Below are 22010 nucleotides of genomic sequence, written 5' to 3'. Positions count from 1 at the left end.
TCTAACTATTTTTATATCCCCAAATCAAGAATGAAAGTCAATTTTATAGCCAAATTATCTTCAAATTTGCTCAAATGATTCGGGCCATATCGATAATAACCGCCAAGACCCAGGCCGTTATAGATTTGGTTGAGTTCTATTCCGGACTCGAAAAAGCCTTTGTTCAGTGTTTTAAAATCTATCCCTATATGATTTTCTTGGTTTTTCATACTGCCCCAAGCCATTCGGGTTACAAAATCTACAGCGGGCTTTACTTTTTTGAAAAGGAAAATCCTGTTAAAGCCGTGTTTGAATTGAAAGGACATGAATTCACTGGAGAAAAACTCATTGAAATACATGGTTTCAAAGCTATTTTTACCAGCAAAAGTGATGCGCTGTAAAACGGTTTCTTTGTTGAGATTATTAGGTGAAGCACTATACAATTGAGGGAGTGGAAGGTGGCCAAAAGCCCGACCAGCCTCAAACAATAAGTGGGTTCTTTGGCCGTCTAAATGCTTTATTTGGTATTCTGCTTTGAAGTCTGCTTTGGTAAAACTAAAATCATTATTCAAAATATCGGGGATCGATTGTGTAAGCTGAAAAGTAAATTTCGGAAACCTTTTGTCAGTTTCTATTCTTCCCGTTGGCGTTTGCATATAATCACTGTACGGATTCCATTTTAGCGAAATCGTAGCTGTTGTCATGGTGTAGGTTTCGTATAAAGTGCCGTTGCCGTTGTAGGTGTAATTGAATTTTGGCTCAACAAAGGTATTGGCAAATACCAAAATACTTTCCATTTTGGGGATGATTTTAGATTCTATGGCAATTCTCCATTGCTCATATCGATAAAAAGTACTGAAGTTGATGGAGCGAGGGTCGTAAATCTTGAATGCTTTTTTATCGACGGCATAATCCGTAGTTGCAATTTGCCGAAGATCATCGGTATAGCTAACGCCAATCCACGTATTAGAAAATTTATGTACTCGAGTGCCTATTCCTAAATTGTATTTAAATGCGTCGTCTCTTAGTCCATAAGCGGAGTAGCCTTCTAATCTGTATTTTCTTGAAAATTTGTCATTTGTAATGCCGCCAATGCCCAATCGTAGGCCTTCGTAGTTGTTGTAACTTATTATTTTACGCAAATCGAAATCCCAAATCTTGAGTGGAAGGTATCCGCTAAGGATTTTACGGCCAAGGTTAAGTCGTTTTTCTACTCTTTTTTGTATAGAAATACTGTCCAGTAAAATGTATGTTTTTTGACTACGGATGTCTAAGCTGTCTTTTCTATATTTGACCCAAAAGCTTTCGGGTCTATTAATGGCATCATCTTTAATTTCGATTTTAACAACGGGCTTCTTTATATTTATTGGGGTGTTGTATTGAAAATCAAAATTATTGGTTTGGGATTGTAAATAAATATAATCTGATTCGGTTCTTTTTCTAGGTTTTAGATCTTCTTCAATGTCCCCGTCAAATTGAATCGTACCTCCTAGGATTTTTATATCATCATCATTAACCCCTTTTACGATTTTGAAATTCTTTTGGGTTGGAAACCATAATTTTTCCTTTGGAATGTATTGAAATTCATGAATACCACTAATGTCAAGTAATCCTTTGATACGCATAATGGCTTTTGCAATGGCATAACTGTTTTTGTCGATATAAAGAATGCCTTCAAGACCAGCAGCTTTTTTCTTTTCTTTGTTTTTAAAGTAAACCATATAGGTGCTTCTTCCGTTTATGGCTACAGTATCTAACAATTTATAGTTATACTCTTCTAAACCATTTTTGGCAATAGGACTGTTGTATTTGGTTTCAAAAAGTTCATATTTTGAGTCGTATATGGAGAAGGATTGCAAATTAAAAGAAAGTACTTCGTAAACGGGTTGTTTGAAACCCGCCATTCTGGTTCCCAAAATGGTTTCTTTTATTTTATTGTCGCTGTACTGGTATTGTGATACTTTTTCGGTTTGAAATAAATGCTGTTTCTTTATAAGTTGTTTGAATTTATAATCGGTAGAATCTAATTTTTTTAATTTTTTTTCAAACGGTACAGTGGTAAAAACAGAGTCAATACTTCCGTTTATGGAGTCTGGATTTGCTGTAACAATGAGTTTGTTGTAGGATTTAAATTCAAAACTACGGAGTCTTTCTAAGGGATTGTTTTTCTTTTTGTTTGCAATAGTTTTTTCGATGATTCGAATCGCTGGGTTTTCATTAGAAACGATGACTTCATGAAGTTCATCCGTTTTTTGAACAAGTAAAACACTATAGAATGATTTGTTATTTTGAGTGGGAATCGTATTTTTTAAGTAGCCCACATAAGAAATTTCAAGAGTCGTTATTTCTTTCTGGGAGGTAATACTAAATTTTCCATCTACATCAGATACGGTGTTTGTACCTTCATTGGTACTTATTGTTGCAAAAGGGAGTGTTTTTTTTGTTGAAGCGTCTTTCACAATTCCGTTTACTTGAAATTGCGCTTGAAGCGAAAGCGTAAAAAAGAAGAACAATGCAATAAAGTGCTTCATAAAAAAAGATGCTAACTATTCGGACTCTAATCTTAAATGCGATTACACAAAACTTTGAATTGCCTCTAGCTTTAGCTAGAGGAATGAAGTTTTGTTGTAGCAAAAATAGCAATAAAAAAATCCGTCTCGTTCCAAAAAACAAGACAGATTTAATATAATGATCATAAAAGATTAAACTTTCATGATTTCGGCTTCTTTGACAGCTAGATGCTCATCTATTTTTTTTATAAAAGAATTAGTCAAGTTCTGAACTTCTTCTTCGGCGCTTTTGCAAATGTCTTCCGAAGTTCCGTCTTTTTCTAATTTTTTAATATCCGTATTGGCATCTTTTCTGGCGTTTCTAATACCAATTTTGGCGTCTTCAGCTTCTACTTTAGCTTGTTTTGCCAGTTCACGTCTTCTGTCTTCAGTAAGAGGTGGAACACTAATAATGATCAGGTCGCCATTATTCATTGGGTTAAACCCAAGATTGGCAATCATAATCGCTTTTTCGATAGGATGCAACATGTTTTTTTCAAAAGGTTGAAGCGTAATCGTTCTTGCGTCCGGCACACTAATTTTTGAAACTTGAGAAAGCGGAGATGCTGATCCGTAATAATCTACAAAAACACTCCCCAACATGGCTGGTGATGCTTTTCCTGCACGAATATTTAAAAAAGCTTTTTCTAAATGTTCAATAGAACCTGTCATAGATTCTTTGGTACTATCTAATATAAATTCAATTTCTTCTGTCATAATTTTTTATTTAGTGGTCAGTGATCAGTTTTTAGTGATCAGTTCCGACTGCAAACTGAACACTGAATACTGCTAACTATATATTAACTACGGTTCCTATATTTTGTCCTTCACAAATTTTCAATAGATTGCCTATTTTGTTCATGTCAAAAACGACTATTGGTAATTTGTTTTCCTGGCTTAAAGTAAATGCTGTGGTGTCCATTACGTTTAATCCTTTTTTTAATACATCATCAAAAGAAATGTAGTCAAACTTTACAGCCGAAGCATTTTTCTCAGGATCCGAATCATAGACACCGTCTACACGAGTTCCTTTTAGAATCACATCGGCATTAATTTCGATACCGCGTAAAACGGCAGCTGTATCTGTTGTGAAATAAGGGTTTCCTGTTCCTGCTCCAAAAATCACGATTCTTCCTTTTTCAAGATGACGATCCGCTCTTCTTTTGATGTAAGGCTCTGCAATTGATTCCATTTTTAAGGCAGTTTGCAGACGCGTTTTCATTCCTTTTTCTTCAAGAGCTCCTTGTAATGCCATTCCGTTGATAACTGTGGCTAGCATTCCCATGTAGTCACCTTGCACTCGATCCATTCCGGCACTGGCTCCTGCAACACCTCTAAAAATGTTTCCTCCACCAATTACTATAGCGATTTCTACTCCTTTTGCGTGAATTTGCTTGATTTCATCGGCATATTCCGCCAATCTTTTTGGATCGATTCCGTATTGTAAATCACCCATTAAAGCTTCGCCGCTTAATTTCAGAAGGATTCTTTTGTATTTCATCAGTCAGTTTTTATTTTAAGGTCTCCCTAGAATTATCGAAAGTAAATTGCATTACATTTTAAGTCAGTATTGCATAATTTGTGCAAATATAGACATATTCTGATTTTTTTGAAAATAGAGTTACTTAAATATTTAAATTAAGTTTTTTGGCAACTATTCCGTACGCTCATTTAGATGCTAAGGCACTAAGTCGCTATCCCGATAGATTCGGTGTTGATTTACAGTTGAAATATTAATTTTTTATTTTCGAGATATTAATTTTTCTTTTTTTAAACTGTCTGCTTAAACTTTAGCAACTTAGGGTCTAGTGAAGAATTAAGTTTTTTATATGATTTTTTAGCCGACTCGTACCCAATAGTAAAAATAGCTTCCATTTTTGCTTTATTGGTTTCGAATGTGCTATACAATGATAGCGCTTCGGGCTTAATCAACCAATCGCAATGATCAAATTTCTGTATACTGGAATTGGCCGAAAATAGATCAAAAGCTCTGGACGTTACAGATTTGATTGAGTTTAAATCTTTGGCTTCTATTTTTTGCATTGGACTAACGTAAACTCCGATTAAAGTTTCGCATTTATCTTTTAAAATTTCGGTTGGAAAATGATTGAGAATACCACCATCACTGTATAATTTGCCATTAATTTCATAAGGTGACATTACTCCCGGAAATGACGATGATGCCAAAATAGCATCTATTGTTTTTGTTTCGGGATTAAATATTTTAGTTTTTCCTTTGATCATGTCTGTTGCGGTAATATGAACAGGAATTCTAAGTTCTGACAAAGTAGTATCCTTGAAAATTTCGTAAAAATACTCTTTGAAGGATTCTGAATCAATCAATCCGGCTTTTGTGAAGGTGAAATGTTTCCAATGGAAAAAATAAATGGACTTAAAGAATTCCAAAATATCCATCGGTGATTTTCCGATTCCGTATAAAGCCGCAACGATTGATCCAGCACTTGAACCTGCAATCTCAATAGGAACAATGTTTTTTTCTTCCAAGAATTGTAAAACCCCAGCATGTGCAATGCCTTTTGATCCCCCTCCGGATAATATTAAACCGATTGATTTTGATTTGTCGTCCATTTTATAAATTTATGCATTTTGTTTGGTCTAAAGTGATTTTTATCACCTTTTTAAAGGAACAGTATTCCTAATTTTACAAAAAATAATAATTCAATTATGAAAATCTCAGTTGCCAAAGCGTTATTTAATAGTTATACCTATTTGGAGTATAGAAAAATTGTTACCGATTTGTTGTCCGAAGGAAAGTCAACGGGTAATGAGCAATCCGAAGATTTGTTGCATTACAGTACCTTGAATGAAACGCGTTTGAAACGTTTGGATAAAACTATAACCGTTCCCGAGGAAATTAGTGCAGAATTAAAGGCATTGGAAAAGGAATATATTTGGTTGGTCATAGTTGAAGGCTGGTGTGGAGATGGCGCACAAATTTTGCCAATATTAAATAAAATGGCTTTAGAGTCGAACAGAATCGATTTGAGAATCGTTTTTCGCGATTTGAATGATGATGTAATGAATCATTTTTTGACCAATGGAGCCAGAGCCATACCAAAACTTATCATAATTGACAAAGCATCTGGGAAGGTTTGTAATCATTGGGGACCAAGGCCAAAAGGCGCTTCGGAATTAATTAAAAACTATAAGGAACAATTCGGAATTGTAGATGAAGAAGCCAAATCGCAATTGCAATTGTGGTATTTACATGACAAGGGTTTGTCTATTCAGAATGAAGTTGTAGAGATAATGGAAAGTATGAAATGTAACCTATTAATATAATTTTTTTATTTTATTTTTATTTGTGTCAAAAAATATGTAAATTGCTGACTGCTAACCGGATCTATTATTTTGATTTGCTTTTTTATTGGTGCATTTAAATATTGTTTAACAATTTTTTTAAAAAACATCGTTATGAAAAAACTATTTGAAAAAGTTTATGATTATGTGTCTCATTTGCTGTTTGGAAATGAAAGTGCCACTCATTATTAACCAATAGTGGGGGTAAATTGTAGAAAAGTATGGATTAACAATACTTTAGTTTTAGCAAAAACACATCGCAAATCCAATTTTGTATTTGTTATGTGTTTTTTTTTGATTATAATCGAGGAGTTAGAGTTTGCTCGAATAAACTCACATCTATAGCATCTTTCACATCGTAATCCCCAATTTTTGTTCGGCGCAAAACTGTCAAGTGTGAGCCTGAATTCATAGCTTTTCCAAAATCAAAAGCAAGGGAGCGGATATAGGTTCCTTTGCTGCAAACTACTCTAAAGTCGATTTCTGGAAGTGCAATTCTTGTGATTTCAAATTCGTGAATGGTGGTTTTTCTCGAAGCAATTTCTACCGCTTCTCCAGCGCGTGCATGTTCGTATAAGCGTACTCCGTCTTTCTTTATGGCCGAAAAAATAGGTGGCTTTTGGTCAATTTCGCCCAAGAATTGTTTTACGGTTTCGTGTATGAGGGTCTCGTCGATATGCTCCGTTGGGAAAGTTTGATCAATTTCGGTTTCGAGATCATAGGATGGAGTGGTGGCTCCAATATAAAAGGTGCCGGTGTATTCTTTGGCTTGACCTTGAAGTTCAGAGATTCTTTTGGTAAATTTTCCAGTACAAACCAATAATAATCCAGAGGCTAATGGATCCAGAGTACCCGCATGTCCAATCTTGAATTTTTTAGGTAACCCTACTTTATTGATAAGTGCATATTTGAGTTTATTTACCGCTTGGAAAGAAGTAAAATGCAAGGGTTTGTCAATTAAGAGGATTTGTCCGTTTAAGAAATCTTCGGCGGTTATCAATGGGCTATTGTTTTATGTATGAAAAGTAAATTAGAAGAAAAATACCAACGATTATTCTGTACCATCCCCAAGGCTTGAAACCGTATTGTTTGATGATTCCAATAAAAAATTTGATGGCTATAATGGCTACAATAAAGGCAATGACATTACCCATTAAGAATAATTTTATGTTTTCTGGAGATTGAATAAGAAGTTCGTACCCTTTTAGTTGTGATACTTCGTAAGTCTTTAATAATAAAGAATAAGTGGTTACCGCCAACATTGTTGGGACTGCGAGGAAAAAAGAAAATTCCGCAGCGGCTTGACGTGTTAATCCTTGTTGCATACCTCCAATAATAGAAGCGGCAGAACGACTCGTTCCTGGCATCATCGCTAAACATTGCCAAAAACCAATTGCAACTGCTTTTTTAATAGAGATCTCTTCTTCTGTTACTATGGTTGGACTTTGGAATCTACTGTCTACAAATAGCAATATAATTCCGCCAAGGATCAGTACAATTGCAATAGGAATTGGATCTCCAAGTACGGCTTCTATTTTGTCGTCGAATAATTTTCCCAAAACCAAAGCCGGTATCACAGCGCAAGCTAGTTTGATGTAGAAATTTAGTTTAGAGAAATCAAAAAATTTCTTCCAGTATAATGCCACTACGGCCAAAATTGCTCCAAACTGAATGGATACTTGGAATAATTTTACGAAATCGTCGTTTTGAATATTGAAATAAGAACTTACAAAAATCATATGTCCTGTTGAGGAAATAGGAAGATATTCAGTTAAACCTTCAACAATGGCAAGGAGGATAGCTTGTAATGTGTTCATTTTGCAGTAGTGATCAGTGATCAGTTTTTTTAGTGATCAGTTGATTTAGTTTGCTTTTTACTGCAAACTGCAAACTGATTACTGTTTACTGTTTACTTATTTTTTAGGATTTTTAAGAATGGCATAAATGGTGATTCCAAAACCAATTAAAACAGTTGTTGGTGCCAAACGAATTCTTCTGAAATCGAAAACAGAGTCGTTAAAAACATTAGGATCATCACTTCCTCCTCCAGACATTAGGATGAAACCCAATGCAATTACTCCAATTCCGATTAATAGAATTTTATAGTTTACTTTTTCGAAAAGAAAATCTTGTTTGTGTTCTTCGTTTTTCATTTTTATTTATTTTTCTAATCTTAGGATGATTTGCGTTTACTTTTAGTTCTGCACCCGAGCCTAAAAGACGAACTGGTGAAGCAATCTAAAATCTATATTCTAAAATCTTAAATTAGTATAGGTCGTCTGTTCTTAAATTCAAGAAACGTTGTGTGGCAAAATAAGTACTCAGCCAAGTGATTAAAACGCCAATTCCAAAAACGCCAATTAAAACAAGACCTATCAGTAATTTGTCGTCTAGGATTCCAAGATCGGGAAAACTGGTTTCCAGATAAATCAAAACTCCAATTAAAGCAAGAATTGCTAGACCAGCTCCAATCATACCTAGTTTTATGCTACGCATTACAAATGGTTTTCTGATAAAGGATTTGGTAGCTCCCACCATTTGCATCGTTTTGATGATAAATCGATTCGAATGTATAGAAAGTCTCAATGAACTATTGATTAGTAACACCGCAATAAATGTTAGGAATGCACTGACGATTAAAATCCACATACTTACTTTTTTGATGTTATCGTTGACTAAGTTTACCAATTGTTTGTCATAAACGATGTCCGAAACCATTACGTTTTTGCGCAATTGTGATTCGATTTTTGCGATACTGTCTCTAACAACGTAATCGGCTTTTAAGTGAATGTCGTATGAATTTTGCAATGGGTTTTCGCCTAGAAAGGTTACGAAATCCTCGCCTATAATATCGGTGTGTTCTTTTGCAGCTTGCTCTTTGGAAACATACACAAAAGATTTAGAGAATTTGGTTTTCTTCAAATCTTGACCAAAAGCTTTAAGTATAGTGTCGTTGGCTTCTTTTTTGAAGAAAACGGTCATTGCTATTTCTTCTTTGAAGTCATCGGCCAGTTTTTTGGAATTGATAATAAACAATCCCAATATACCCAGTAGAAACAATACCAAGAATACGCTTAGTACTACTGAAAAATAAGAAGAAATTAACCTGCGCTTTTGAAAATTTTCAAAGGATGAACTCATAATGTATCTAAATTATGGGGTAAAAATAATAAACATATTCTTTAATTTGAAGTTAATAACTCCCAAAGTTTTAACTTTCGTACAATAAATGTAAATTTGTCGACTCATTATTCTTTTTAGCTCTTCTTTTTAGCTTTGTTTTTTTGGTGATTGTGAATTATTTACACCAAATGTCTTGGTTTCGAGAGCGCGTGAGGGATAGAAGCTGGCTACCGAAGTAGCGCGCATAGCCCGACCCATTAAGGAAAAGGGCCGAATAAGCGGTGCTATAAGTTGGCCCTTTTTCTTAATGAGGTCACGCCCAAATGAATTTTAAGTTAAAATACGAATTAATATAGATGCACCTTTGGTTGCTTTACTGAAGGTTTTGCAAAACAATAAAAATGACTTGAGTATGCGATAGCATGACTCCATTTAAAAACAATAAAAAAGAGGAATGAAGTACAATCCGAACGAAATTGAGGCCAAATGGCAAAAATACTGGGCAGAGCATAAAACTTTTGCAGCCAAAAACGATTCAGACAAACCAAAACATTATGTATTGGATATGTTTCCTTATCCGTCAGGAGCGGGATTGCACGTGGGGCATCCGCTAGGGTACATCGCATCGGATGTGTATTCGAGATACAAAAGACACCAAGGTTTTAATGTGTTGCACCCGATGGGGTATGACAGTTTTGGGTTGCCGGCGGAACAATATGCTATTCAAACGGGGCAACGTCCTGAGGATACCACTTCGGTAAATATTGATGGCGGTGTGGATAAAGAAGGAAAAGTGATTGCTGGGTACAGAAAGCAATTGGATAAAATAGGATTTTCATTTGATTGGGATCGCGAAGTGCGTACTTCGAATTCGGATTATTACAAACATACGCAATGGATTTTTATCCAATTGTTTAATTCTTGGTATAATAAAAATACGGACAAAGCCGAAGATATTACAACTTTGATTTCAATTTTCTCTACAGAAGGAAATGCGAAGGTGGATGCAGTTTGTGATGACGCTATTGATGCTTTCACGGCAAGTGAATGGAACGCTTTCGCAAAAGAACAGCAGGAGAAAATTTTGCTGCAATACCGATTGACATATTTGGCGGAGACGGAAGTGAACTGGTGTCCTGGATTGGGAACGGTTTTGGCGAATGACGAAATTGTAAACGGTGTTTCGGAACGTGGCGGTTATCCTGTGATTCGTAAAAAAATGACACAATGGAGCATGCGAATTTCGGCTTATGCGGAACGTTTGCTACAAGGTTTGAATGATATTGATTGGAGTGAAAGTATTAAGGAAAGTCAACGCAACTGGATTGGAAAATCTGTGGGGGCGATGGTTTCATTTGCTGTAAAACCTCACCCCCAGCCCCTCTCCAGAGGAGAGGGGAGCCAAGCTGTTGAGAAGGGGTATATGACAGCTAATGCTTCTATTGCTTCGCAATTGGTTGGTAACGCTAGGGAAAAGCGTAAGAATCCAACTGAAGCTGAAGATGTACTTTGGCAGGAAGTTAGGAATTCGAACTTAGGATATAAAATAAGAAGACAGCATTATATTGGTAATTTTATTGTTGATTTTGTTTGTCTTGAGAAAAAGTTAATTATTGAAGTTGACGGAGGGTATCACGATACAAAAGAACAAATTGAATTAGATGAACTACGAACATTAGAGTTGGAACAAAAACATCTTTATAAAGTAATTCGTTTTACTAATGAAGAAGTTTTAAATGATATTAAAACTGTTTTATCAAAAATAAAAGAAGAATTAAGCTTGCGAAATTCTTTTAACACGAACGTGGAGCTAGCTCCCCTCTCCTCAGGAGAGGGGTTGGGGGTGAGGTTTATTGAGGTTTTCACAACCCGTCCTGACACCATCTTCGGAGTAACCTTTATGACTTTGGCTCCAGAACACGAATTGGTTTCGCAAATCACGACTCTAGAACAAAAAGCAGCAGTTGAAGCCTATATAGAAAAAACAGCCAAGCGTTCTGAAAGGGAGCGTATGGCCGATGTGAAAACCATTTCGGGAGTTTTTACAGGAGCATATGCGGAACATCCGTTTACAAAAGAATCAATTCCGGTTTGGATTGGCGATTATGTTCTTGCAGGATACGGAACAGGCGCAGTGATGGCGGTTCCTTGTGGAGACGAAAGAGATTATGCTTTTGCAAATTTCTTCAAAGGGCAAAACGGCATGCAGGAGATTAAAAACATCCAAGAAGGAGCTGATATTTCAGAGAAACCGTTTGATGACAAAGAGAAAACGCTTTTGGCCAATTCCGATTTTCTAAACGGATTGAATTATAAAGAAGGAACCAAAAAGATAATTGAAGAACTAGAAAAAATAAACCAAGGAAAAGGGAAAATCAATTACCGTTTGCGTGATGCGGTTTTCTCCCGTCAGCGTTATTGGGGAGAGCCTTTCCCTGTGTATTATGTGAATGGTTTGCCACAAATGATAGAGGCGAAACATTTGCCGATTATCTTACCCGAAGTGGAGAAATATTTACCAACCGAAGACGGGCAACCACCTCTAGGGAATGCTTTGGTTTGGGCTTGGGATACTTCAAATAATAAAGTGGTTGAAACGAGTTTGGTTGATAATACTACGGTTTTTCCATTAGAATTAAACACTATGCCAGGTTGGGCAGGAAGTTCTTGGTACTGGATGCGTTATATGGATGCGCATAACGAGAATGAATTTGCGAGTAAGGAAGCTTTGGCATATTGGGAAAGTGTGGATTTATACATAGGTGGAAGCGAACACGCCACCGGTCACTTATTATATTCTCGTTTTTGGAACAAATTCCTTAAAGACAAAGGTTTTGCACCTACCGAAGAACCATTCAAAAAATTGATTAACCAAGGGATGATTTTGGGAATGAGTGCGTTTGTGTATCGTTTGGAAGGAACGAATGTTTTTGTTTCCAAAAATAAAATAAACGGGCAAAGTGTACAGCCTATTCATACAGATGTTTCATTTGTGAATGCATCTGATGAGTTAGATATTGAAAGATTTAAAAATTTCAGAGAAGATTATAAAGACGCAGAGTTCATTTGTGACGATAATGGTAAATATATTGTAGGCCGTGAAATCGAGAAAATGTCAAAATCGAAATACAATGTTGTAACTCCAGATGATATTTGTAACGAATACGGAGCTGATACCTTGCGTTTGTATGAAATGTTCTTAGGGCCATTAGAGCAAGCGAAACCTTGGAATACAGCTGGAATTTCTGGAGTTTTTGGATTCTTGAAAAAATTATGTCGTTTGTATTTTGATGAAAATGGTTTGATTGTTACCAATGACGAACCAACGAAAGACAATCTAAAATCATTGCACAAAACCATCAAGAAAGTGGCGGAAGATATTGAGAATTTCTCTTTTAATACTTCGGTTTCTCAGTTTATGATTTGTGTGAACGAATTGTCAACGCAAAATTGTCATTCTCGCGCCATTCTAGAACCGTTAGCGATTGTGATTTCGCCTTATGCGCCGCACATTGCTGAGGAATTATGGTCGTTGTTAGGGAATACAGGTTCTATTGCAACGGTTCCTTTTCCAGCTTTGGATGAAAAACATTTGGTAGAAAGTGATAAGGAGTATCCGGTGTCTTTCAACGGGAAAATGCGTTTTACAATGGTTTTGCCTTTGGATTTAACCAAAGAACAAATCGAGGAAATCGTAATGAAAGACGAAAGAACCATCAAACAACTGGAGGGTAAAACGCCAAACAAGGTAATTATTGTTCCAGGGAAAATTATTAATTTGGTGGGGTAATTCTAAGATTTAAAATATTTAAAAAGTCAAATTTCAACTATTGAGATTTGGCTTTTTTTGTTTTTATAAACGACTAACATTAAAATAATAAAGAGCGATTAAAAATATTTTTTAACTTTTGTAACATTTTAATATGTTCTGTATCTAAAAGACAAATTTGATCATTTAACAACTTAAATCTATTAAAAATGAAAAAGTACATCTTCTTGATTATCGTTCTATTATTTTCAGCATTGTGTTTAAATGTATTTGGGCAAACAAAATCGTATCCGTTTGAAATTGCCAAAACAGGAAAAGGGAAACAATCCATAATCTTCCTACCCGGATTTGCCAGTTCTGGAGACGTCTGGAACGAAACAAAATCTAATTTTGAAAAAGAATTTACCTGTTACACTTTTACAATGGCAGGTTTTGCTGGAGTTAAACCACAACCTAATGCTTCGTTTAAAAATTGGGAAACAGAAATTGCCAATTACATAAAAACAAACAAAATCGAAAAGCCAATTTTAATTGGTCATAGTATGGGTGGTGGGCTTGCACTCGCTATTGCTTCCGATTATCCGGAACTAATTGGGAAAATTGTGGTTGTTGATGCGCTTCCTTGCTTGTCTGCTTTGATGGATGCTTCATTTAAAGCAAAAGAAAATAATGATTGCGCTCCAATGGTCAATCAAATGATAGCGATGTCTGATGATAAATTTTATGAGTCACAAAAAAAGTTCCTACCAAGGCTTTTAGAAGACACATCAAAACAAGATTTGCTACTTAGTTGGAGTGTTAAATCGGATAAGAAAACATTTGCCGAAATGTATTGTGATTTCTCAAATACAGATTTGAGAGATAAAATTGCGACTATAAAATGTCCTTCTTTAATATTATTGGAAGCTTATTTTGCAAATCTAAAACCTGCCATTGAAACTCAATATAAAAACCTTAAAACTGCCAATTTTCAATATGCAAACAAAGGATTGCATTTTATTATGTATGATGATAAGGAATGGTATTTAGCACAACTAAACAACTTTGTAAAATCAATATAATGGAGTTTGGAGAACTATACAAATCCTATTGGCAAAAGATATTTCGCTTGTGCATGGGTTACGTAAATGATTACGACATTGCACAGGATATGGCTCAGGAGACCTTCATTATTGTCTGGCAAAAACTCCATACATATAGGAACGAAGCCAGTATCGGAACTTGGATTTTCAGAATTGCATCCAACAATTGCCTGAGGCAAATAGAAAAAGAAAAGCGATTCCCTAAATCTGAACTGCCTATAAATATTACAGAAGAAAAGCACTATTCGTTGGAACCGCAGATTCAGTTTTTGTACAAATGCATTGCCGAATTGCCAGAAACCGACCGCATTATTATTTCACTCGAACTGGAAGATGTAAAACAAGCAGAAATAGCAAATATCGTTGGACTCTCAGAAGCCAATACGAGAGTTAAAATTCATAGAATAAAAGAAAAATTAACTCAAAAATTTAAAGAAAATGGACAATAATATAGACTTTAAAGATTTATGGAAACAACAGGCTGTAAGTCCGCCAAATATAGAAGAATTACTTTCTAAGATGAAAGATTTCAAGAGAGTAAGTCTGAGAAAGTTAGTTATAACAAATGTTTTGCTTGTCGCGACAATTGTGTTTATTATTTCTATTTGGTATTATTATCAGCCTGAGTTTATTTCGACCAAAATTGGAATTATTTTAACTATTTTGGCAATGGTAATTTATTTATTCAGCTACAATAAATTAGTTGGATTTTATAAAACTATTGATGGTACTCAAAGCAATAGTGAATACCTGCAAAAATTAATTTCAATTAAAGAAAAACAGCAGTTTTTACAATCTACCATGTTGAGTTTGTATTTTATACTGCTTGGTTCTGGGTTATGTTTGTACATGTATGAATACACATCTCGAATGACAACATTTGGGGGAATTTTTACTTATGTAGTAATGTTGGGATGGGTAGGGTTTGCTTGGTTTTATTTAAGACCAAAAGAAATTAAAAAAGAGCAAGCGAGGGTCAACGGTTTGATCGCTAAATTTGAAGATGTAAATAAGCAGTTGAGTGCTAATGGATAGTACTGTTTCTAATTTTCGTGTCATTTTGTCATTTTTTTAATTTGGTTCAGATTTTGCTGTTTCATTTACAGATTTTAAACTTTAAATTAAAAAAAACAAAAGATATGGGAATGAGTTATTTAATTCTTGCAGGTGCTATTATGCTGGCAAGCTGGTTAGTGAGTTCTACACTAAAGAATAAATTTGAATTTTATTCGAAATTGCATTTGCAAAACGGGATGTCGGGTGCCGAAATCGCCGAGAAAATGCTTGCTGATAACGGTATTCGTGATGTTCGGGTAATTTCAACGCCGGGACAGTTGACAGACCATTACAATCCGGTGGATAAAACCGTCAATTTGAGTGAGGCAGTTTACAACCAGCGAAACGCTGCAGCAGCAGCAGTTGCTGCGCACGAATGCGGACATGCAGTACAGCACGCTGTGGGGTATCAATGGCTGACGATGCGTTCTCAATTGGTGCCAATTGTAAATGTAGCTTCGACTTATATGCAATGGATTTTATTGGCCGGAATCTTGATGATTCGTACTTTTCCACAATTGTTATTGATAGGGATTATCATATTTGCAGCAACGACTTTGTTTTCGATTGTTACCTTGCCGGTAGAATACGATGCAAGTAACAGAGCTTTGGCTTGGTTAGAGAATAAAAATATGCTGACACAACAAGAACATGCAGGAGCGAAAGATTCTTTAAAATGGGCTGCCAGAACTTATGTAGTTGCTGCGTTGGGGTCAATTGCGACTTTGTTGTATTATGTCTCGATTTATATGGGAGGTAGAAGGAACTAGTTTAAAGGACAAAGAGCAGAAAGCAGAAAGCAGAGAGCAGAGAGCAGAAAGCAAAGAGCAAAGAGCAAAAAATCAAATTCCAAGTATTCAATTGGGATTTGGTTTTTTTTTATTTTTTATTGCCATTGAAATTGAAATTGCCATTGCCATTGCCATTGCCATTGCCATTGAATTTTGAAATTTTTACAGCTGTATTTGCCTGTCAATTTGTTGGTCCAGTGATATAAAAGTCTCCGTTCTGGAAACGCCTTCAATGGCTTGGATTTTGGAATTCAGCAATTGCATCAAATGTTCGTTATCGCGACAAATAATTTTGATTAAAATGGACCAATTTCCTGTGGTGTAATGGCATTCGAGTACTTCGGGTATTTTTTTTAAGTCTTTTACGGCTTCGGAGTTTCGGGCGGCTTTGTCCAGATAAATTCCAACAAAGGCCATGGTGTTGTATCCTAAAACTTTATGGCTAACGGTAAATTTAGAACCCGAAATCACGCCGGATTGTTCCAGTTTTCGAAGTCGCTGATGAATAGCCGCTCCCGAAATGCCTATTTTATTGGCAATTTGAAGGATTGGTTTTCGGGCATCTTCCATCAGGTAGCGTAAAATCTCTTTATCGATACCGTCTATTTCTACAACAAGGGAATTGATTTTCATAACGACCTATTTTAAACTAAAAGTAAGGTTTTAGTTTTAATTTGAAACCAAAAATAGTCGAAACTCACATCGAAAAAAAGTTTTCTTCCAATGAAATAAAAAAGGGAGTTCCTGACTGCTAAAATTTAAATGCTTTTCGGAAGAAATGATTTGAAAATAAAGAGAGTTTAACTCATTGGGTGTAATTCTGTTTAAATAAAAAACAAACCACATAGATGCATAGATTTACAATTAATGATTAAAGAAGGGATAGAAAATAGCACTATTTTTCACATAGATTGACTATGTGAAAAGTAAAACATCTATCAAACTTTTTATCAAAAACTATAAATTCTATGCTTCTATGTGGTAAAAAAACAATTACACCCAACGGATAGAATTTAAATAAAAAATTCCAAATTCCAATCGTGAAATTGGAGTTTGGAATCTTTATTGTTATTGAAATTGCAATTGATATTGCCATTTCATAGAAGTTTATTTTCCTTTATTAGCTTCAGCAATGTATTTCTCTAAAGCCATTGTCATAGATGGAGTTCCAGGTGTTGGAGCCATAATGTCTATGCGCAATCCGTGATCTAAAGCTTCTTTTTGAGTAGTGCTTCCAAAAACAGCTATTCGAGTATTGTTTTGCTCAAAATCTGGGAAGTTCTTATATAAAGATTTAATTCCGGTAGGGCTAAAGAAAGCTAGTACATCGTAATAAACATCGGCTAAATCTGAAAGATCGCTCATAACCGTTTTGTAAAAAGTGGCTGGAGTCCAGTCTACTTTTAAAGCGTTTAATGTTACAGGGATATCAGCGTTTAATTGATCTGATGCTGGCAATAAGAATTTTTCGTCTTTGTACTTTTTGATTAAAGGCGATAAATCAGCAAAATCTTTTGGTCCTACATAGATTTTACGTTTTCTGTATACTACGTATTTTTGCAGGTAAAACGCGATTGCTTCAGATTGACAGAAGTATTTTAATCCTTCAGGAACTTTATAGCGCATCTCATCTGCTACTCTGAAAAAGTGATCCACACCATTTTTGCTGGTTAATATAATAGCAGTGTAGTGGTTAAGGTCGATTTTCTGAAGCCTAATTTCTTTTGCACTGACTCCTTCTACATGAATAAAAGGTCTGAAATCAATTTTTACTTTATGCTTTTGTTGCAGCTCAAAGTATGGAGAATTTTCCACTTTAGGTTCTGGTTGTGATACCAAAATTGTTTTCACTTTCATATTAAATATTTTCTAAACACTACTTTTTGTAAACCAATAATACATAAAATAATAGGGTGCTATTTCAAGAGTGCAAAGATATAAAATAAAATAAAACAACTTGCCGAAAATTTCGTTTCTGTAGTTTTTTATTGAAACCAAATATAGTAATACGTTTAGTCCTAGTATTATATAGAAAACAAGGAGTGGAATATTTTCTAAAATAGAATCATAATAAAACAAAATAATGTCAACAGGGAGCAAAAGCAACCCAATATAGGTTCGATAGGTGACTTTTTGTAAATTAAATTGTTCGATAAGTTCTTCGATATCGAATGAAGTGGCGATAATTTTTTCTATCAAAAATTTAGATAAAATAAAATAGATGAGGAAAGTGAATATTTGAATGAATAGAATCCAATCGGTTTTTGATCCATATCCAAGATAACTCAGTAAGAGTTGTATGAAAAAGGAGAACGAAATGATTTGGACAAAAAACAAGGATATAGAAAACATGCCCATTAAGTGGCTGCTGTCCCTGTATATACGGATGTATTTATTGGAGTAAATTAATTTGACAAAATCCGCAAAACGATTTTCATAAACCGATTTGGTTAATGCAATGATGCCAAAAGCCATAATAAACACTAGTGTTACCCAGTCTTTATTTTCAACTATTCTAGGATGAAGTACTTGTTCTGTCATATCGTGGCAAAATTACTAATTTTTACAACATTATTTATTTATAATTTTATAATAATCAAATGGCTTAAAATGGTTACTTTTGCACCGAAATTACTTGAAACATGAACAATTGTATTGTTATAATTCCTACCTATAACGAAATTGAAAATATTGAAAGCATTGTTAGGGCAGTGCTCTCACAACACAAACCTTTCCATGTCTTAATTATAGATGATAATTCTCCAGATCATACTGCGGACAAAGTGGTTATGCTTCAGGCAGAATTTAATGGAAGATTATTTTTAGAAAAAAGAGCCAAAAAATCAGGTCTTGGAACGGCTTATGTTCATGGTTTTAAATGGGCGTTGCAAAATAGCTATGATTTTGTTTTTGAGATGGATGCTGATTTTTCTCATAATCCGTATGATCTGGAAAAGTTATATGACGCCTGTCATTTTGGAGATGCCGATTTAGCCATTGGCTCCCGTTATGTTACTGGAGTAAATGTTGTCAATTGGCCTTTAAGTCGCGTTTTGATGTCTTATTTTGCTTCGGTATATGTTCGATTGATAACCGGTATGAAAATACATGATGCCACAGCAGGTTTTGTTTGTTATAAAAGAAAAGTGCTGGAAGAAATTAATTTGGATAAAATTAAATTCGTTGGTTATGCTTTTCAGATTGAAATGAAATATAGAACGTATTGTAAAAAGTTTGCCATTTCTGAAGTGCCTATTATTTTTACCGATAGAACAAAAGGGCAGTCTAAGATGAGCAATTCCATAATAGTGGAAGCCGTGTTTGGAGTAATATCGTTACGTTTAAAAAAGTTATTTAACAGTTTGTAAAAAAAAGAGGATACTATGAATAGATATTTAATTAAAAATGCTAAAATAGTAAATGAAGGAGTTATTTTTGAAGGGGATGTGCTTATCGAAAACGATCTGATAGTAGAAATTTCAGAAAGTATTAGTGCAAAATCTTCTGATTGTATGATTATTGATGCCGAAGGGAACTATCTGATGCCTGGAGCGATAGATGATCAAGTGCATTTTAGAGAGCCTGGTCTTACTCATAAAGGAGATATAGAATCAGAATCCAGAGCTGCAGTTGCGGGTGGAATCACCTCGTATATCGAACAACCCAATACGGTTCCTAATGCGGTTACCCAAGAAGTTCTAGAAGAAAAATATCAAATTGCGTCTAAAAAGTCTTTTGCCAATTATTCTTTTATGATGGGTGCCACCAATGATAATCTGGAGGAAGTCCTAAAGACTAATCCTAAGAATGTCGCTGGGATAAAAATATTTTTGGGGTCTTCCACAGGCAACATGTTGGTGGATAATGAAGCTGTTTTAGAAAAAATATTTTCGTGTACTTCTATGTTGATTGCGGTTCATTGTGAAGATGAAACGACGATTAAAAATAATTTAGAAAAATACAAAGAGGAGTACGGTGAAGATATTCCCGTAACGGTTCATCACCTTATTCGTAGTGAAGAGGCATGTTATATTTCTTCTTCTAAAGCAATTGCTTTGGCCAAAAAAACGGGTGCAAGACTGCATGTTTTTCATTTGTCAACGGCAAAAGAAATGGAGTTGTTTACCAATAAAATTCCATTGGAAGAGAAAAAAATAACTGCCGAAGTTTGTGTGCATCATTTATGGTTTACCAATGAGGATTATGAAACCAAAGGAAATTTCATAAAATGGAATCCTGCTGTAAAGACAGAGAATGACCGAAAAGTCTTGTGGGAAGCACTGAATGACGGTCGCATTGATGTAATTGCCACAGATCACGCTCCGCATACATTAGAAGAGAAAAAGCAAAACTATCTTAAAGCACCTTCAGGAGGTCCTTTAGTACAGCATGCCGTAGTGGCTATGTTTGAAGCGCATCATCAAGGAAAGATAAGCGTGGAGAAAATCGTAGAAAAGATGTGTCATAATCCAGCGAAGATTTTCAAAATTGAAAAAAGAGGTTTTATCAAAGAAGGGTATTATGCCGATTTGGTAATTATAAATCCAGGATTGCCTTGGAGTGTAAAGAAAGAAAATATACTTTCAAAATGTGGGTGGTCTCCTTTTGAAGGGTTTACTTTTAAATCTAGAATTACCCATACTTTTGTAAACGGGCAATTGGTTTATTCTGGCTTTAAAGTAAAAGATATTCGTGCTGGTAAAAGAATGTTATTCGATAGATAAAGAAATTCATTAGATGAAGAAATTAGTATTCTTTTTGGTGCTACTTGTGATTTTTTCAAGTTGTAATAAAGACTTAGTCGAAAAACCTGGTAATCTTATTGAGAAAGGGGTAATGATTGATATTATGTATGACATGGCTCTTTTGGATGCTTTGAAATACCAAGATCCGAATTCATTATATAATAATGGTGTTAATCCTAAGACCTATATTTATAAAAAGTACAAAATCGACAGTCTACAGTTTGTAAAAAGCAATGCGTATTATGCAGCTGATTATCGGGAGTACAAAACAATGTACGATGCTTTAGCCGTCCGATTAAAAAAGGAGAAAGCTTCAGTAGATTTGGTAATCAAAAAAGAGCAAAAAAAAGCCACTGCACTTAAGAAAGCAAAAGCGAAAAAAAGACAAGATTCGATAACAAAAGCTAAGAAAGAAAAAGAATTGAAACTTAAAAAGGAGAAGGATTCTATTTTAAAAGCTAAGAAGAAATAGTTATAATGTTGTAATTTTTTTTATATAATCAGGAACGCCTATGAATGTTATATTCAAGGCGTTTTTTATTTTCTCATTAGAATATAAATCGGTTGAATAAGAAGATCTGGCGGAGGCTTTGCTGAGTTGTCTTTTTTTACCAAAAACATTCGATGCTATCCAGTCCAATTTCCATAAAGTATTCATTAAATATGGTTTTGTATGGTATTTAGGTCTTTTGACTTTTAGCGCATCTGCAATAGTAAATAGCAGGTCCTTAAAAACGATGTTTTGACTTACCAGTGTAAATCGTTCACCATGAATATCACTTTTCATCAATTCGTACATTATAGTAACAACATCAGAAACGGCTACAAAACCGGTTGATCCTTTCGTATAAAAAGGCAATCCATTTTTTACTTTCGTGAAAAGTTCTCCGCTTCCTTGGTCCCAAAATCCGGGGCCAATAATTATACCGGGATTTAGTATTATTACTTCAAGTCCTTCTTGTTGACCGCGCCAAATTTCCATTTCGGCACCATATTTTGAAATGGCATAATCGCTATGTGGTTTTTCGGGGTTCCATTCAGTTTCTTCGGTGATAATAGATTCGTGTGAAGCCAAGTCGCCAAGAGCGGCTATTGAACTCACATGACAAAGCTTTTTGATATTGTAAGCTAGGCAAAAATTAACAATGTTTGCCGTGCCTTCGATATTGGTTTTTCGAACGAGATCTTCTTCTTTCGGGTCAAAGGAAATCATAGCGGCGCAGTGATATACTTGGTCGATTCCCTGAAATGCATTTTCTAAGGAAGGAATGTCAAGAATGTCAGCTTCAATCCATTGTATTGATTCATAAAGGGCTTCCTTTTTGTACAAAGAGAACAGCGATTTTGCTTTTTGGGTACTTCCTAAGCTTCGATAGATAGCGCAGACATTTTCTCCCTTTTCTAATAGGTGAATTAAAAGATGTGCGCCTACTAAACCTGTTCCTCCTGTGACTAATACCATATTGACAAATATACCATTTTGTCTCAAACCATAAAATTTATTATTGTCATTGAAATTGTTATTGAAATTCATGTTGTCATTGATTTTTGAAATTGTCATTGAAATTGCCATTGCCATTGAAATTGCTATCTTT

The 22010-nt window shown here is 35.0% G+C and carries 22 protein-coding genes; 10 read left to right on the top strand and 12 right to left on the bottom strand.

Features of this window, described 5'->3' with window-relative positions:
* Window positions 1-11: 11 nt before the first annotated feature.
* From DB891_RS06245 to DB891_RS06230, 4 genes are all read right to left on the bottom strand, one after another.
* Entirely contained in the window at window positions 12-2510 is a 2499-nt protein-coding gene (locus DB891_RS06245) for a DUF5686 family protein (RefSeq protein WP_116761674.1), read from the bottom strand.
* Window positions 2511-2681: 171 nt separating this feature from the next.
* Window positions 2682-3245, bottom strand: coding sequence for a ribosome recycling factor (gene frr / locus DB891_RS06240; RefSeq protein WP_116761672.1), 564 nt, complete (start codon window positions 3243-3245; stop codon window positions 2682-2684).
* A gap of 76 nt (window positions 3246-3321) precedes the next feature.
* A complete protein-coding gene (gene pyrH, locus DB891_RS06235) occupies window positions 3322-4029 on the bottom strand; it encodes a UMP kinase (protein ID WP_116761670.1) in 708 nt (235 codons plus the stop codon).
* A gap of 269 nt (window positions 4030-4298) precedes the next feature.
* A complete protein-coding gene (locus tag DB891_RS06230) occupies window positions 4299-5117 on the bottom strand; it encodes a patatin-like phospholipase family protein (protein WP_116761668.1) in 819 nt (272 codons plus the stop codon).
* A gap of 96 nt (window positions 5118-5213) precedes the next feature.
* Here DB891_RS06230 and DB891_RS06225 point away from each other — a divergent pair, with 96 nt between their 5' ends.
* Window positions 5214-5831 carry a thioredoxin family protein gene (locus tag DB891_RS06225; RefSeq protein WP_116761666.1) on the top strand — a complete coding sequence of 206 codons (618 nt, stop codon included), beginning with the start codon at window positions 5214-5216 and terminating at the stop codon, window positions 5829-5831.
* Between the two features lie 316 nt (window positions 5832-6147).
* Here DB891_RS06225 and truB read toward each other — a convergent pair whose 3' ends face one another.
* The 4 genes from truB to DB891_RS06205 form a co-directional block, all read right to left on the bottom strand.
* Window positions 6148-6846, bottom strand: a complete 699-nt coding sequence (gene truB / locus DB891_RS06220; RefSeq protein WP_116761729.1) for a tRNA pseudouridine(55) synthase TruB — start codon at window positions 6844-6846, stop codon at window positions 6148-6150.
* A gap of 7 nt (window positions 6847-6853) precedes the next feature.
* Window positions 6854-7666, bottom strand: a complete 813-nt coding sequence (locus DB891_RS06215) for an undecaprenyl-diphosphate phosphatase (protein ID WP_116761664.1) — start codon at window positions 7664-7666, stop codon at window positions 6854-6856.
* A 96-nt stretch (window positions 7667-7762) separates the two neighbouring features.
* Entirely contained in the window at window positions 7763-8002 is a 240-nt protein-coding gene (locus DB891_RS06210; RefSeq protein ID WP_116761662.1) for a DUF3098 domain-containing protein, read from the bottom strand.
* A gap of 112 nt (window positions 8003-8114) precedes the next feature.
* A complete protein-coding gene (locus tag DB891_RS06205; RefSeq protein WP_116761660.1) occupies window positions 8115-8990 on the bottom strand; it encodes a cell division protein FtsX in 876 nt (291 codons plus the stop codon).
* 436 nt (window positions 8991-9426) lie between these two features.
* Here DB891_RS06205 and leuS point away from each other — a divergent pair, with 436 nt between their 5' ends.
* From leuS to DB891_RS06175, 6 genes are all read left to right on the top strand, one after another.
* Complete coding sequence (gene leuS / locus DB891_RS06200) at window positions 9427-12762, top strand: leucine--tRNA ligase (RefSeq protein ID WP_116761658.1); 3336 nt, start codon at window positions 9427-9429, stop codon at window positions 12760-12762.
* Window positions 12763-12950: 188 nt separating this feature from the next.
* Complete coding sequence (locus DB891_RS06195; protein WP_116761656.1) at window positions 12951-13802, top strand: alpha/beta fold hydrolase; 852 nt, start codon at window positions 12951-12953, stop codon at window positions 13800-13802.
* Window positions 13802-14272, top strand: coding sequence for an RNA polymerase sigma factor (locus DB891_RS06190; protein WP_116761654.1), 471 nt, complete (start codon window positions 13802-13804; stop codon window positions 14270-14272). Before DB891_RS06195 ends, DB891_RS06190 begins: the two co-directional genes overlap by 1 nt.
* Window positions 14262-14858: a hypothetical protein gene (locus DB891_RS06185; protein WP_116761652.1), complete on the top strand. Its 597-nt coding sequence runs from the start codon at window positions 14262-14264 to the stop codon at window positions 14856-14858. The genes DB891_RS06190 and DB891_RS06185 overlap by 11 nt, the downstream gene beginning before the upstream one ends.
* 104 nt (window positions 14859-14962) lie before the next feature.
* Complete coding sequence (locus DB891_RS06180; protein ID WP_189337108.1) at window positions 14963-15649, top strand: zinc metallopeptidase; 687 nt, start codon at window positions 14963-14965, stop codon at window positions 15647-15649.
* A complete protein-coding gene (locus tag DB891_RS06175; protein WP_116761650.1) occupies window positions 15615-15827 on the top strand; it encodes a hypothetical protein in 213 nt (70 codons plus the stop codon). The genes DB891_RS06180 and DB891_RS06175 overlap by 35 nt, the downstream gene beginning before the upstream one ends.
* A gap of 5 nt (window positions 15828-15832) precedes the next feature.
* Here the strand turns inward: DB891_RS06175 and DB891_RS06170 are convergent, their stop codons facing one another.
* The 3 genes from DB891_RS06170 to DB891_RS06160 all read right to left on the bottom strand — a co-directional run bounded on the left by DB891_RS06170 (window position 15833) and on the right by DB891_RS06160 (window position 18211).
* Window positions 15833-16303 (bottom strand): Lrp/AsnC family transcriptional regulator, encoded by a 471-nt coding sequence (locus DB891_RS06170; protein ID WP_116761648.1) that lies wholly within the window; start codon window positions 16301-16303, stop codon window positions 15833-15835.
* A gap of 474 nt (window positions 16304-16777) precedes the next feature.
* Window positions 16778-17527, bottom strand: coding sequence for a uroporphyrinogen-III synthase (locus tag DB891_RS06165; RefSeq protein ID WP_116761646.1), 750 nt, complete (start codon window positions 17525-17527; stop codon window positions 16778-16780).
* A gap of 12 nt (window positions 17528-17539) precedes the next feature.
* Window positions 17540-18211 carry a DUF4271 domain-containing protein gene (locus tag DB891_RS06160; RefSeq protein ID WP_116761644.1) on the bottom strand — a complete coding sequence of 224 codons (672 nt, stop codon included), beginning with the start codon at window positions 18209-18211 and terminating at the stop codon, window positions 17540-17542.
* A 101-nt stretch (window positions 18212-18312) separates the two neighbouring features.
* Between DB891_RS06160 and DB891_RS06155 the strand changes: the two genes are divergently transcribed.
* Genes DB891_RS06155 through DB891_RS06145 form a run of 3 tightly spaced genes read left to right on the top strand, consistent with a single transcriptional unit; the run spans window position 18313 to window position 20887 of the window.
* Window positions 18313-19038 (top strand): polyprenol monophosphomannose synthase, encoded by a 726-nt coding sequence (locus DB891_RS06155; RefSeq protein ID WP_116761642.1) that lies wholly within the window; start codon window positions 18313-18315, stop codon window positions 19036-19038.
* Window positions 19039-19053: 15 nt separating this feature from the next.
* Window positions 19054-20394 (top strand): dihydroorotase, encoded by a 1341-nt coding sequence (locus tag DB891_RS06150; protein ID WP_116761640.1) that lies wholly within the window; start codon window positions 19054-19056, stop codon window positions 20392-20394.
* Between the two features lie 13 nt (window positions 20395-20407).
* A complete protein-coding gene (locus DB891_RS06145) occupies window positions 20408-20887 on the top strand; it encodes a DUF4296 domain-containing protein (protein ID WP_116761638.1) in 480 nt (159 codons plus the stop codon).
* Here DB891_RS06145 and DB891_RS06140 read toward each other — a convergent pair whose 3' ends face one another.
* Window positions 20888-21877, bottom strand: coding sequence for an NAD-dependent epimerase/dehydratase family protein (locus DB891_RS06140; protein ID WP_116761725.1), 990 nt, complete (start codon window positions 21875-21877; stop codon window positions 20888-20890).
* Window positions 21878-22010 lie beyond the last annotated feature (133 nt).

Source organism: Flavobacterium laiguense (genome assembly GCF_003097655.1).
GTDB lineage: Bacteria > Bacteroidota > Bacteroidia > Flavobacteriales > Flavobacteriaceae > Flavobacterium > Flavobacterium laiguense.
This window is presented reverse-complemented; position numbering and strand designations above follow the sequence as displayed.

Bases quoted from the DNA above. Each gene is read 5' to 3' on its own strand.
- DB891_RS06175 (WP_116761650.1), top strand. From the start codon at position 15,615: ATGTCTCGATTTATATGGGAGGTAGAAGGAACTAGTTTAAAGGACAAA.
- DB891_RS06245 (WP_116761674.1), bottom strand. From the start codon at position 2,510: ATGAAGCACTTTATTGCATTGTTCTTCTTTTTTACGCTTTCGCTTCAA.
- DB891_RS06180 (WP_189337108.1), top strand. From the start codon at position 14,963: ATGGGAATGAGTTATTTAATTCTTGCAGGTGCTATTATGCTGGCAAGC.
- leuS (WP_116761658.1), top strand. From the start codon at position 9,427: ATGAAGTACAATCCGAACGAAATTGAGGCCAAATGGCAAAAATACTGG.
- DB891_RS06160 (WP_116761644.1), bottom strand. From the start codon at position 18,211: ATGACAGAACAAGTACTTCATCCTAGAATAGTTGAAAATAAAGACTGG.
- DB891_RS06145 (WP_116761638.1), top strand. From the start codon at position 20,408: ATGAAGAAATTAGTATTCTTTTTGGTGCTACTTGTGATTTTTTCAAGT.
- DB891_RS06170 (WP_116761648.1), bottom strand. From the start codon at position 16,303: ATGAAAATCAATTCCCTTGTTGTAGAAATAGACGGTATCGATAAAGAG.
- DB891_RS06165 (WP_116761646.1), bottom strand. From the start codon at position 17,527: ATGAAAGTGAAAACAATTTTGGTATCACAACCAGAACCTAAAGTGGAA.
- DB891_RS06155 (WP_116761642.1), top strand. From the start codon at position 18,313: ATGAACAATTGTATTGTTATAATTCCTACCTATAACGAAATTGAAAAT.
- DB891_RS06230 (WP_116761668.1), bottom strand. From the start codon at position 5,117: ATGGACGACAAATCAAAATCAATCGGTTTAATATTATCCGGAGGGGGA.
- DB891_RS06185 (WP_116761652.1), top strand. From the start codon at position 14,262: ATGGACAATAATATAGACTTTAAAGATTTATGGAAACAACAGGCTGTA.
- DB891_RS06190 (WP_116761654.1), top strand. From the start codon at position 13,802: ATGGAGTTTGGAGAACTATACAAATCCTATTGGCAAAAGATATTTCGC.
- DB891_RS06210 (WP_116761662.1), bottom strand. From the start codon at position 8,002: ATGAAAAACGAAGAACACAAACAAGATTTTCTTTTCGAAAAAGTAAAC.
- DB891_RS06215 (WP_116761664.1), bottom strand. From the start codon at position 7,666: ATGAACACATTACAAGCTATCCTCCTTGCCATTGTTGAAGGTTTAACT.
- DB891_RS06150 (WP_116761640.1), top strand. From the start codon at position 19,054: ATGAATAGATATTTAATTAAAAATGCTAAAATAGTAAATGAAGGAGTT.
- DB891_RS06140 (WP_116761725.1), bottom strand. From the start codon at position 21,877: ATGGTATTAGTCACAGGAGGAACAGGTTTAGTAGGCGCACATCTTTTA.
- frr (WP_116761672.1), bottom strand. From the start codon at position 3,245: ATGACAGAAGAAATTGAATTTATATTAGATAGTACCAAAGAATCTATG.
- DB891_RS06225 (WP_116761666.1), top strand. From the start codon at position 5,214: ATGAAAATCTCAGTTGCCAAAGCGTTATTTAATAGTTATACCTATTTG.
- pyrH (WP_116761670.1), bottom strand. From the start codon at position 4,029: ATGAAATACAAAAGAATCCTTCTGAAATTAAGCGGCGAAGCTTTAATG.
- DB891_RS06205 (WP_116761660.1), bottom strand. From the start codon at position 8,990: ATGAGTTCATCCTTTGAAAATTTTCAAAAGCGCAGGTTAATTTCTTCT.
- DB891_RS06195 (WP_116761656.1), top strand. From the start codon at position 12,951: ATGAAAAAGTACATCTTCTTGATTATCGTTCTATTATTTTCAGCATTG.